Source organism: Myroides sp. WP-1, assembly GCF_014145635.1.
In the GTDB taxonomy this organism is placed as follows: Bacteria; Bacteroidota; Bacteroidia; order Flavobacteriales; family Flavobacteriaceae; genus Flavobacterium.
In genome coordinates this window covers 237,017-248,841 of sequence record NZ_JACHTC010000002.1, presented here as the reverse complement: position 1 = coordinate 248,841, position 11,825 = coordinate 237,017, and the positions used below count along the sequence as shown (strand labels likewise).

11 protein-coding genes are annotated in these 11,825 nt (G+C 33.9%); 7 read left to right on the top strand and 4 right to left on the bottom strand.

From position 1 onward, the window contains the following. Positions 1-21: 21 nt before the first annotated feature. The 3 genes from H4K33_RS02750 to H4K33_RS02740 all read right to left on the bottom strand — a co-directional run bounded on the left by H4K33_RS02750 (position 22) and on the right by H4K33_RS02740 (position 2,390). Entirely contained in the window at positions 22-933 is a 912-nt protein-coding gene (locus H4K33_RS02750; protein ID WP_370576651.1) for a D-alanine--D-alanine ligase, read from the bottom strand. 452 nt (positions 934-1,385) lie between these two features. Continuing rightward, entirely contained in the window at positions 1,386-1,748 is a 363-nt protein-coding gene (locus H4K33_RS02745; protein ID WP_220485287.1) for a hypothetical protein, read from the bottom strand. Positions 1,749-2,021: 273 nt separating this feature from the next. Continuing rightward, positions 2,022-2,390, bottom strand: a complete 369-nt coding sequence (locus tag H4K33_RS02740; RefSeq protein WP_182646972.1) for a hypothetical protein — start codon at positions 2,388-2,390, stop codon at positions 2,022-2,024. Between the two features lie 435 nt (positions 2,391-2,825). Between H4K33_RS02740 and H4K33_RS02735 the strand changes: the two genes are divergently transcribed. The 7 genes from H4K33_RS02735 (at position 2,826) to H4K33_RS02705 (ending at position 11,026) form a co-directional block, all read left to right on the top strand. Further along, a complete protein-coding gene (locus tag H4K33_RS02735; RefSeq protein ID WP_182646971.1) occupies positions 2,826-3,803 on the top strand; it encodes a pyruvate dehydrogenase complex E1 component subunit beta in 978 nt (325 codons plus the stop codon). A gap of 89 nt (positions 3,804-3,892) precedes the next feature. Then, complete coding sequence (locus H4K33_RS02730) at positions 3,893-6,385, top strand: DUF5686 and carboxypeptidase-like regulatory domain-containing protein (protein ID WP_182646970.1); 2,493 nt, start codon at positions 3,893-3,895, stop codon at positions 6,383-6,385. Positions 6,386-6,470: 85 nt separating this feature from the next. Next, complete coding sequence (locus H4K33_RS02725; RefSeq protein ID WP_182646969.1) at positions 6,471-6,998, top strand: inorganic diphosphatase; 528 nt, start codon at positions 6,471-6,473, stop codon at positions 6,996-6,998. Positions 6,999-7,315: 317 nt separating this feature from the next. After that, a complete protein-coding gene (locus tag H4K33_RS02720) occupies positions 7,316-8,755 on the top strand; it encodes a sodium:alanine symporter family protein (protein ID WP_182646968.1) in 1,440 nt (479 codons plus the stop codon). A gap of 58 nt (positions 8,756-8,813) precedes the next feature. Further along, positions 8,814-9,380 (top strand): GNAT family N-acetyltransferase, encoded by a 567-nt coding sequence (locus tag H4K33_RS02715; RefSeq protein WP_182646967.1) that lies wholly within the window; start codon positions 8,814-8,816, stop codon positions 9,378-9,380. Between the two features lie 114 nt (positions 9,381-9,494). Further along, the gene (ubiE, locus tag H4K33_RS02710; RefSeq protein WP_182646966.1) at positions 9,495-10,223 is read left to right on the top strand and encodes a bifunctional demethylmenaquinone methyltransferase/2-methoxy-6-polyprenyl-1,4-benzoquinol methylase UbiE; all 729 of its coding nucleotides are present in this window, start codon (positions 9,495-9,497) and stop codon (positions 10,221-10,223) included. A 2-nt stretch (positions 10,224-10,225) separates the two neighbouring features. Further along, the gene (locus tag H4K33_RS02705) at positions 10,226-11,026 is read left to right on the top strand and encodes a porin family protein (RefSeq protein WP_182646965.1); all 801 of its coding nucleotides are present in this window, start codon (positions 10,226-10,228) and stop codon (positions 11,024-11,026) included. Here H4K33_RS02705 and H4K33_RS02700 read toward each other — a convergent pair. Beyond that, positions 11,013-11,753, bottom strand: a complete 741-nt coding sequence (locus H4K33_RS02700; RefSeq protein ID WP_182646964.1) for an RNA methyltransferase — start codon at positions 11,751-11,753, stop codon at positions 11,013-11,015. The genes H4K33_RS02705 and H4K33_RS02700 overlap by 14 nt on opposite strands. Positions 11,754-11,825: the final 72 nt, after the last annotated feature.

Genomic DNA, 11,825 nt, shown 5'->3' with positions numbered 1-11,825 from the left:
ATGTGTTAAATTGTTTATATCCTACACCTCAACTAGAGAAAACAGAATTTCGTCATAAGAAATTTTTTCCTTTTCACATAATTGAGGAAAAATAGAATTTGGTTGTAAGCCAGGTAATAAATTAATTTCTAAAACATAAATATTGCGTTCTTTATCAACCAAAAAATCTGTACGCGAAAAATTTTTACAATTAAATTCTTTATGCAATAAATATGCAATACGTTGCATCTCTTTATGGATATCTTCATCATCATGCGAAATAAATTCCTTTTTATTTAAACCTATTTTTTTTGATTCATAGGAGAAAAAATCGGTGAATGTGGTTGTTTTACAAATGGGTAATTGAATTACTTCATTTTTACGTTCAAAAATACCAGTGGTATACTCTATTTTATTGTTATCTATCAATTCTTCTAAAAGAAAATCACCATTATACTTTTGTTTAAGTACATCAATACATAAGAGATAATCAAATTCATCCCTAATAATACTAACACCTACTGAATCGCCTAAACTGTTTGGTTTAATTATAATATTCTTACCTAACTCTTCTACTACTTTATAATATTTAGGTGGCACTTGATTTTTTCTAACAAATATGCACTTAGGGGTTTTTAACCCTAGAGATCTAAACAATACTTTAGACAAATATTTACTTGATCCCAAAATAGAAGCGATAGATCCCGATCCAGAATACTTTATATTATGACATTCTAAAAATCCTTGAATAATTCCAAATTCATTATATACATTTTGTATTTTTGAAAAATCGGATGGCGTAAAAAGCACAATCAAAGGTTTGAGTTCAAGCAACTTTGAAAAAAAAAGATTGTTAACATCTAATACTAACATTTGAGTCTTTAAACCAATTTTTTTTAATAGTATACTAATACTCACATAAAACTCATTATTTTCGTGATTTCCTAAAATCACGACTAAATCATTATTCCTTACACACATACCATATTATATTTAATTTTTGTCAATTACATTATTTATATACTCACGGCAAAGCATCTTATTTTACAGATTTTCTAGAATTCAACTCCTAGTAAGATAGATTGTATATCTATATGTAAAAGAGTAGCTGTACTCGAAAATCATGTCATAACTCTTGATATTCTAATCACAAATCATAGCAAACAAGAAATTGCTCTAAAATAAAATACACAAAACATACCATATTTTATAAAATATGGTAAAAAAACCAGAAAACAATTGAATTAATAACGAAAAAATATAATTATATTTGATTTTTAAACAAAAAATAAATAACAAAAAATTAAAAAGTTTGTAATTTCTATTTACAGAAGAATCCATTGTTATTCAAAAAAAAATGTGTTCAGTTTTACAGCTAAACACATTCATTTTTCTCTCTATTTCCTTTAGAATGCGAGATTCACTTCTAAATTTGCTCCTTCTGCAATTGAATTTCTATAGAGTTCATTATTTTTAAACACTTGGACAGTCAATTTTGACGAACTATCATTGCCTTGTAATGCTCGTCCTTTAATTTTAACTACCACGGGAAGTCTCCCTGTAAACGTTCGATTCCACGCAGTTTCATCATAATCAACAACAACCTCTTCTTGATCTCCTTCTTTGACCACAATACTTATTATTTTAGCATTTGACGAAGTTCTAGCAACGACATCGTAACGAACTTCTTCTTGTCCCGCATACATTTGTTGATTGTAGACGATCACGCCTAGAGCAATCAATAAGCTCCCCCACAAAGCCCTCTTCATTTTTTTTACCATAATTCTCATTTTTGTAGTTAATACTTGACTTTGCTTGTTCAAAGTCCACTTGAAAACTAAACAGCAAAAAAAAAACCAAATTGCTTTTTGTTCATTAATTTTATCAGTAATTACCCTTCTCTAATTGAAATCTGAAAGTATTGCTTGAATCGCATCGTTAAACTGCTTGCACTAGAAAATAAAGAACAAAAAAAAGAGTTCAGCTGCGCTGAACTCTTTTCTATCGTGCTTATACTACACGTTAAATTTCAAAAAAATCAATTACATTGAAATCGTTGCTACCAAGATATTTCCGTTAGCTTTAGAAGTTTTCACAACTTTTCCTTCTTTAACAACTTCTAACGTCAATACTCCTGATTGATCATCATTATCAATTGTTCCTCCAGTTACAGAAACAGCAACAACTTTCTTTCCAGAAAAAGATTTAGACCATTCTTTTTTACCTAAGTCAGCAATTGACTCTGTAGCCCCATCTTCCACCACTACGATATTGTTTATTACCGCATTATCAGATGTCTTAGCTACAATTTCATATGCTTCACTGCTTGATGAACTATCATCACTACTACATGAAAAAATTCCCATGGATACCATTGCACATACTAGTACAACTTTTGCTTTTCTTAACATACTTTGTGGTTTTTATTAATGTTTTCAGAAAGCAAATAAAACAACTCTACAGAAAAATTACAAATTTTTTAATCAAATCAGAAAAAGTACATCACTTTGTGTATTTTTTCCCCAAACAGACCACACATAACCATGTTATTTCATAAATACATCAATAAAAACAAAAAAATTCTCGTCTTTACAATCTTTTGCACTCAGTGTCAAGGTTTAATCGAAAATTGGCAACTTCGCATGATGGGCACAAGGCAACCGAGTTGTTTGGTTTTCTAATAAAAACACACAGGACTTAATGGTTATTGACGTATTAGATGCAAATAAAATAAATCACAAGACTTCTACTCGTTAAAAAAAACAAAACCCCAAACAACATAAGCGAGATAATGATATTTTTCCTATTTTTGCTCCTATTGAATAATTTACGGAAAATAAGAACTTATGAGAACGATTCAATTTAGAGAGGCCGTATGTGAAGCCATGAGCGAAGAAATGCGCCACGATGAAACAATATATTTAATTGGAGAAGAAGTAGCAGAATATAATGGTGCATATAAAGCTTCAAAAGGTATGTTGGACGAATTCGGTCCTAAACGCGTAATTGACGCTCCAATTGCAGAACTTGGTTTTGCAGGAATTGGTGTTGGTTCAGCGATGAATGGTAACCGCCCAATTGTTGAATTTATGACATTCAACTTCTCTTTAGTAGGAATCGACCAAATCATAAACAACGCAGCTAAAATGCGTCAAATGTCAGGTGGTCAATTCAACATTCCAATTGTATTTCGTGGACCAACAGCTTCTGCAGGACAATTAGGTGCAACACACTCACAAGCTTTTGAAAACTGGTATGCCAATGTACCTGGATTAAAAGTTGTAGTACCTTCAACACCATATGATGCTAAAGGGTTATTAAAATCAGCAATTCGCGACAATGATCCAGTAATTTTCATGGAATCTGAGCAAATGTATGGAGATAAAGGCGAAGTACCTGAAGGAGAATACACAATTCCATTAGGTGTTGCTGATATTAAAAGAGAAGGAAAAGACGTGACGATTGTTTCTTTTGGTAAAATCATCAAAGAAGCATTAAAAGCAGCTGAAGAATTAGCACAAGAAGGTATCTCATGTGAAGTAATTGATTTACGTACAGTACGTCCATTAGATCAAGAGGCTATCTTAACTTCAGTAAAGAAAACAAATCGTTTGGTTATTTTAGAAGAGGCTTGGCCGTTTGGAAGTATTTCTTCAGAAATCACTTACTTGGTTCAAGAACAAGCATTTGATCACTTAGATGCTCCTATCCAAAGAATTACAACAGCTGATACTCCTGCTCCTTATTCACCAGTATTATTAGAGCAATGGTTGCCTAATGCTAATGATGTAATCAAAGCAGTGAAAAAAGTACTATACAGATAAACTTTTTTAAGTAAAAAAAAATTGTATATTTGAATTACTCCATCTTATCTTGGTAAGATGGAGTTTTTTTATTTACTCCACTATTGACTATGAAGAAAAAGATATTATTTTACCTAACCTTTATTTTATTAGCTCATTTTCAAGGCTTTACACAAACAAAGGTAAGTGGTAAAATTAAAGACACGAGCAATGTAGAAGTATCGTATGCTAGCGTATATTTCAAAAACTCTACGCAAGGAGTAGTTGCAAATGAACTTGGAAAGTTCTATCTGGAAACTGAAAATAACTACGACACTTTAGTCGTTTCTTTCGTTGGATATAAGACCGCTTATGTTCCACTAAAAAACCGTACTAACCTTGATTTAAGCATTACCTTGGAAGAAGATAACATGCTTGAAGAAGTGCGTATTTTCACAGGAAAAACATCAAAAAAGAACAACCCAGCCTTGGATATCTTGCGAAAGATATGGGAACGCAAGAAAAAAAATGGGTTGTATATGTTTAGCCAATATGAATTTGACAAATACGAAAAAATTGAATTTGACTTAAACTCGATCGACAGCGCTTATCGCAAGAAAAAACTCTTCAAAGGTATGGAGTTTATTTTCGATCAAGTAGACACCAATCGCATCACAGGAAAAACCTATCTTCCTATTTTCATTAATGAAAATATTGCTCAAGTGTATGGTGACAATGTTAACAACAGAAAAAGAGAAAAAACGCTGGGTAACAAAAACTCTGGATTTGACACGAATCAACATATTATCGAATTTGTAAAAGATTTATATGCTGAATATAATATCTACAACAACTATATCAAGATCTTTGACAAAGATTTTGTAAGCCCATTATCGCGAACTGGAATCAATGTATACAACTATGTATTAGCGGATAGTGCTTACATCGACGACAAATGGTGTTATAATATTGTTTATTACCCTAGAAGAAAAGGAGAGCTTACATTTAAAGGGGATTTTTGGGTAAATGATTCGACATTTGCTATTAAGAAAATCAATATGGAAGCCAGTAGAGATGCCAATATCAACTGGATCAAAGAAATTTATATTGAACAAGAGTTTGACGTTTTAAACGACTCGGTATTCTTACTTACTAGAGATCATTTTATGTCTGATTTTGCCCTTTCTAAAAAGGACGAATCTAAGGGAATATACGGTAAACGAACAACGGTATACCGCAATCACGAATTCAACATTAAACATCCAGACGAGTTTTATAGAGAAGATGTAAACAAATACGACGAATCGATCTACAAAAAATCGGATGAGTTTTGGCAATCTTATCGCTTCGAACCGTTGAGTAAAGATGAATTTGGAATTTACAAGATGTTAGATACTCTAAAAACGGTACCTAAATTCAGATTTTTATTTGACCTTACCTCTACTATTGCAAGTAACTACTACAATATACCTAAATATAAATTTGACTACGGGCCTATCTTTTCCACCTTTGGTTACAATGATATAGAAGGGCTGCGCATGCGTGCAGGAGGAAGAACCTACTTCGGTCCGAATGATAGATGGAGATTAGAAGGTTATGGTGCCTATGGTTTCAAAGACAATAAATTCAAATATGGTATTAGCGGAAAAGTATTGCTACACAGTCCTTCTCGTTTTATTCTTTTTGGAGGAAATCGTCGAGATGTAGAACAAATTGGAGTAAGCCTGACCGAGACAAATGATGTACTTGGACGAAGCTTCGCTTCCAGTTCACTATTTGCTAGTGGAGACAACTCCAAACTGACTGATATTAATCTATCTACCATTGGATTGGAAATTGAGCCCGTTAAAAACCTTCGTTTATTAACGACCTTTAGCTATCGCACATTAAAACCTGCATCTGATCGCTTTAACTTGGATTACTATATTGATAAAGAGCGCAACATCATTTCCAACGAGACGAAACAGTCAGAAATTGAAATGGCGATTGACTATACTCCAGGCAAAAGAACTATTGGTTATGGTGTGGATCGAAATGACATTGACAAGAAATACTTAAAGTTATACCTTCGCTATAGTCATGGATTTAAAGGGGCTTTTGACAGCAACTTCCAATACGACAAATTACAGCTCTATGCTAGAAAACCAATTCTGTTGGGTGGTTTCGGAACCTTCACAACTACATTTGAAGCTGGAAAAACATTTGGCGAAGTACCTCTAGGTCTACTCAGCGTTGTACCAGGTAACCAATCGTGGTTTAACATTGAGAATACCTTTGCAAACCTGAATTACTATGAATTCGTTACCAATGAGTATGCTTCGATCCACTTAGAACACAATTTTGGAGGTCGATTATTATCGAGAATCCCGTGGTTTAGAGATTTAAACCTACGAGAGATTGTAGGGATTAGAGGTATTTACGGAAAAATATCACAAGAAAATATTGATTTGAATGCATCTCAATTGGTTTATAAAGCGCCTGAAGATTTTTATTACGAATACTATGTGGGCGTAGGAAATATCTTTAAAGTTTTTAGACTTGACTTAAGCTGGAGAGGAAATTATCTAGATATGCCAGACGCAAGAAGGTTTGCTATCCGAGGTTCTTTTGCAATTTATTTCTAATATTAAAGATAAAACTTGCTAAACAACACGAATTAAAGTATTTTTGCCCCCATTATTAAGTTATTTGATTATAAAATAAATGAATATGAGTACATTCGAAACTTTTGATGCCTTTGTTGAGATCCCAGCAGGTAGCAGAAATAAATATGAATACGATTTCGATTTAAAACGTTTGAGATTCGACCGTTTACTTTACTCAAACATGAGATATCCAGCAGACTATGGTTTTATTCCAGAAACTTTAGCTTTAGATGGAGATCCACTTGATGTATTAGTAATGTTTACTGAACCATCTCTTCCAGGAATGGTTGTAGAAGTTAAACCAGTAGGTATTTTCTACATGGCTGACGATAAAGGACAAGATGAAAAAATTCTTTGTGTTCCGGTATCTGACCCATTGATGAACAAATTAAACGACATCAATGACGTAAACGAACACTTCAAACAAGAAGTAGAGCATTTCTTCAAAGTATACAAAGACTTAGAGAATAAAAAAGTTACTACAAATGGTTTTGGAGACAAAGCTGCTGCAATCAAAATGATTCAAGAATGTACAGCTCGTTTCAACAACTTAGAAAACAAAGCAGAAGGTTTATTTAGTATCCGTTACTAGTAAACTCTCACACAATACTTACAAAAGCCACCTAAATTAGGTGGCTTTTTTGGTTATTAATTATTCGCTAAGGATTAAACATACCTAAGTAAAATATTTTTTTATCATACCCTAACTACCCTACTCCCCCTAGTAATCACTAAAAGCCAACTATAAAAATTTATTTAATATAAAACCGAACAATCACCTTAAAATTCCACATAAAAAACCGATTTTTAATTCAAAATACAAATAAAACAACCAAATCACACACAATAATCACAACAAAACAATGCATTTGATAAAAAATTCCTTATTTTCATTTCAAATTAAGTCAAATGGAAGAAGCTATTAAATTTATCAACAGCATTGTCTGGTCTACTATTTTTATTCTCTTATGCTTAGGGGCGGGATTATTTTTCACAATTAAAACGCGATTTGTCCAAGTGAGTTACATCAGACAAATGGTGAAATTACTATTTACAGAAGGATCTTCAGAAAAAGGAGTTAGTCCATTTCAAGCATTTAGCATTGCAATAGCCGGACGTGTGGGAGTAGGAAATATCGTTGGTGTAGCAACAGCTATTGCCTATGGAGGACCTGGGGCCATTTTTTGGATGTGGATGATTGCTTTTTTAGGAAGTGCTTCTGCTTTTGTCGAATCAACCTTAGCACAAATTTACAAAGAAGAAAAAAATGGACAATACTGCGGAGGTCCGGCTTTTTACATTGAGAAAGGGTTAAACAACAAAAAGCTTGCGTTGCTTTTTGCCTTTGTAACCCTTATTAGTTGTGTACTTTTTTTACCTAGCATTCAAGGAAACAGTATTTCTATCAGTATCAAAGATGCTTTTCACGTTCCACAATGGATAACAGGATTAGCAACTTGTGTATTACTCAGCCTGACAGTATTTGGAGGTGCAAAAAAAATTGGACGAATTGCACAGGTCGTTGTTCCTTTTATGGCGATCATTTACATTGTAATGGCGGTTATTATTATTGCGCTTAACGCCAAAGAAATCCCAGGTATATTTGCTTTAATCTTTCGCTCTGCTTTTAATTTAGAAGCCACCTTCAGCGGTATCTTTGGAGCTGCCATTGCTTGGGGGGTTAAAAGGGGTATTTACTCCAACGAAGCCGGACAAGGAACAGCACCACATGCCGCTGCCGCATCCGAAACTTCTCACCCAGTCAAACAAGGACTTGTACAAGCGTTCTCCGTATATATTGATACCTTATTTGTTTGTACAGCAACCGCATTAATGATTTTATTTACACATCAATACAATGTTTTTGATGAAGCAGGAAATTACATTGTAAACAACATACCGGGTGTAGAAGTAGGATCTGCTTATACGGTAAAAGCCATTGCAGTGCACTTTCCTTTATTTGCCAGTCAATTCATCGCAATTGCTTTGACCTTTTTCGCTTTCACTACCATTATGTCTTATGTCTTTATAGCTGAATCTAATTTAAATTATTTGACCAATCAACCTAAAATAATACTGCGCTGGATCATGCGTCTGACTCTTTTAGGAACGGTCTTCTACGCCTCAATTAACGACTCTTCTATTGCATGGGGCATTGGAGATATAGGTGTTGGACTTATGGCTTGGATTAACTTTACCGTTATTCTTCTTTTGCATAAACCGACAATCATTGCTTTAAATGATTATATCGCACAATACAAACAAGGAATCAACCCAATCTTTGATCCGGAACGTTTAAAAATTAAAAATGCCAGTGCTATTTGGCAAAGAATACTAAAAGAAAAATAAAGTTAACTAAAGACAGCAAACTCTTTTCTACCTTTGTCTCAACTAAAAAATAAAAGTCATGCATTACACTATTAGACCTGCACAAAGGGAAGATTTTGATGTTGTACCTGAATTAATGTTACAAGCGATGGAAGACATCGTGTTTAGTTTCATTCAACAAGAGGATATTGAAGAAGCCATTAACTTCCTTACCACACTATTTAAACAACCTGATAACTTATACAGCTTCCAAAATACTTTCGTAGCAGTTGATGAAGAAGATAATGTAGTTGGTTCTATTACAGGATATAATGGAGATGATTTTCACAAACTCAGAGAACCTGTGTTGGAACTAATGAAAAAGAAGTACAACAATGACATGATTCCTGAACCAGAAACAGAAGGTGGCGAGTATTATTTAGATACAGTTGCTGTATCACCACTCGTTCAAGGAAAAGGCGTTGGCAGTCACCTGCTCAAAGCCGCTACCGACTTTGCAAAAAGCCAACAATATAAACAGATTGGTTTAATTGTTGACCTAGAGAATCCAAACGCAATGAAGCTGTATTCACGCTTGGGATTCGTACAGGGCAAACAGCTTGATTTTGTTGGTGGAGAATACTATCACATGTACATTCAATTTTAATTGATACAAGGGAATACCGAAGTGGTATTCCCTTTTTTAATCCCTTATCTTTATTCCTCCTGAGAACTCTTCTTTTTGGTAGAGATTATTTATATTTGCCTAAAAATAATGACAATGAGTAAAAATATCACGCCCTATAAAGATTCTCAACTTGGCAAAAAACAACAAGTAGAGCAAATGTTCGATACAATTTCTGGAAATTATGACAATTTGAATCGAATGATCTCTTTAGGGACGGATCAAGGTTGGAGAAGAAAAGTACTACAATTCGTAGCTGAAACAAATCCGGACACCATTTTGGACATCGCAACAGGTACTGGTGACATGGCTATTCTTTTATCCAAGACAAACGCTCAAAAAATCACAGGTTTAGATCTATCTGCAGGGATGTTAGAGGTAGGTAGAAAAAAAATAAAAGCTCTAAATCTAGACAATCGCATTGAGATGATTCAAGGAGATTCTGAGAATTTACCTTTCGAAGACAACTCTTTTGATGCCATAACAGTAGGCTTTGGAATACGAAATTTTGAAAATTTAGAAAAAGGTTTAACAGAAATTTTAAGAGTATTAAAACCTAATGGAATTTTTATTATCTTAGAAACCTCAGTTCCGACTAAGTTTCCATTTAAGCAAGGATACTTCTTTTACACTAAAAACATCATGCCTTTCATGGGTAAATTGTTTTCAAAAGATCAAGATGCTTATAAATATTTATCCGATTCTGCTAAAAATTTCCCTTTTGGTCAAGAATTGAACAATATTTTAGTGAAAGTTGGGTTTAAGACTGTAAAACACCGTCCACAAACGATGGGTATAGCAACCATATATTCTGCTTCAAAGTAGTTATGAGAAAACTGTTTATTTTATTTGTTATTCTATTCACCTCTGCAAATGTATCTGCACAGTGGATTTTTGGAAAAAACCCTATCCGAAACAAACCGGATTGGGACAAACAACGCGTTCACTACGGATATTATCTAGGTTCAAATTTTTTGAATTTCAGTTATTCATACGATAAACAGTATCATGACAAGGTCAAAGGCTTGGCCAATCAATACGGAACAGACCATTCAGAAATACAAGTAACTGGAAATATGGGTTTTAATGTTGGTCTTGTAGGAAATCTTCGCATAACGGAATACATTGATTTGCGCTTTGAGCCAGGATTAGTATACTCTAAAAGGGATTTAAAATTCCCTAGTGCCTTGATTATGGATTATTACGCCAAAAATGTACCGTTAGAACACCTACCTTCGATTCAAGAATTACTTAATTCTAGTAATAAATCAATTAGCACTACCTTAATTCACCTACCCTTATTAGTCAAGTTTTCTGCTTTGAGAACAGGAAATATTCGCCCTTATGTTTTAGGAGGATTTTCTGCTGACTTAAACTTAAGTAGCAACCATAAATCGGATGATGACAATTACGAAGGCGTTTGGAGAATGAAACAATGGACAACTAACTATGAATTGGGTGTTGGTATTGATATTTACTTTGAATACTTCAAATTCAGTCCTTCTATTCGCGGCGTATTTGGATTAAACGACGAATTAATTCGCGACAAAAATCCAGACAGCCCATGGACAGGTCACATCACCTCGATGAAAACAAAAGGTATTTTCTTAAACTTTACTGTTCACTAAAAACAGTTCTCCTAAACTCGCTTAAAACAATGGATGCAGCCATTGCTACATTCAAGCTTTCTGTTTGTTGTAAATCGCCAAAACGCGGTATGGTGATCTTTCTTGATACGAGTTGTTCTATAACGGGCGAAATACCGTTGGCCTCATTTCCCATAACAATCACACCTGGCTGTACCTCTCGCATTTCATAGATATTTTCACCTCCCAAAAAAGTACCGTATACAGGAACCTCAAGTGTTTGCATCAAAGCAGACAGATCGGTGTATTCTATATTTACGCGAGAAACAGATCCCATAGTTGCTTGAATAACCTTTGGGTTGTACACATCTACGGTTTCTAATGAACACACTAAATGGCGAATGCCAAACCAATCACACAAACGAATAATTGTTCCTAAATTACCCGGATCGCGAATATCATCTAATGCAACTACCCAATCAGAAAAATCGATAGTTTTGCTTGGTAAGCAATGAAAAACAGCTAAGCAATTAGGCGTTGTTGTCAATGCACTCATCTTCTTAAGATCTTCTTGTGAAACTATGGTAACTTGATGTTTGGGCACATTAAATTTCACCTGATCTGTCACATACAAATGCTCTAAGACAAAAGAAGATCGCAAAAGTTCTTCTATAACTTTAACTCCCTCTGCTATAAACAATTGATGCTCTTTTCTATATTTTTTTTGATGTAGGCTTTTTATTAGCTTAATTTGGTTTTTGGTAACCATAAAAAAATGTATTTTTGATCTATATTTATCTATGTAATCAAGTTGGGCAAATATTTATCAAAAATAGCACTT

What these genes read in the sequence shown, in the direction of transcription:
- H4K33_RS02745 (WP_220485287.1), bottom strand. Translation starts at nt 1,748, where the DNA reads ATGAAGAGGGCTTTGTGGGGGAGCTTATTGATTGCTCTAGGCGTGATC.
- H4K33_RS02740 (WP_182646972.1), bottom strand. Translation starts at nt 2,390, where the DNA reads ATGTTAAGAAAAGCAAAAGTTGTACTAGTATGTGCAATGGTATCCATG.
- H4K33_RS02735 (WP_182646971.1), top strand. Translation starts at nt 2,826, where the DNA reads ATGAGAACGATTCAATTTAGAGAGGCCGTATGTGAAGCCATGAGCGAA.
- H4K33_RS02730 (WP_182646970.1), top strand. Translation starts at nt 3,893, where the DNA reads ATGAAGAAAAAGATATTATTTTACCTAACCTTTATTTTATTAGCTCAT.
- H4K33_RS02725 (WP_182646969.1), top strand. Translation starts at nt 6,471, where the DNA reads ATGAGTACATTCGAAACTTTTGATGCCTTTGTTGAGATCCCAGCAGGT.
- H4K33_RS02720 (WP_182646968.1), top strand. Translation starts at nt 7,316, where the DNA reads ATGGAAGAAGCTATTAAATTTATCAACAGCATTGTCTGGTCTACTATT.
- H4K33_RS02715 (WP_182646967.1), top strand. Translation starts at nt 8,814, where the DNA reads ATGCATTACACTATTAGACCTGCACAAAGGGAAGATTTTGATGTTGTA.
- ubiE (WP_182646966.1), top strand. Translation starts at nt 9,495, where the DNA reads ATGAGTAAAAATATCACGCCCTATAAAGATTCTCAACTTGGCAAAAAA.
- H4K33_RS02705 (WP_182646965.1), top strand. Translation starts at nt 10,226, where the DNA reads ATGAGAAAACTGTTTATTTTATTTGTTATTCTATTCACCTCTGCAAAT.
- H4K33_RS02700 (WP_182646964.1), bottom strand. Translation starts at nt 11,753, where the DNA reads ATGGTTACCAAAAACCAAATTAAGCTAATAAAAAGCCTACATCAAAAA.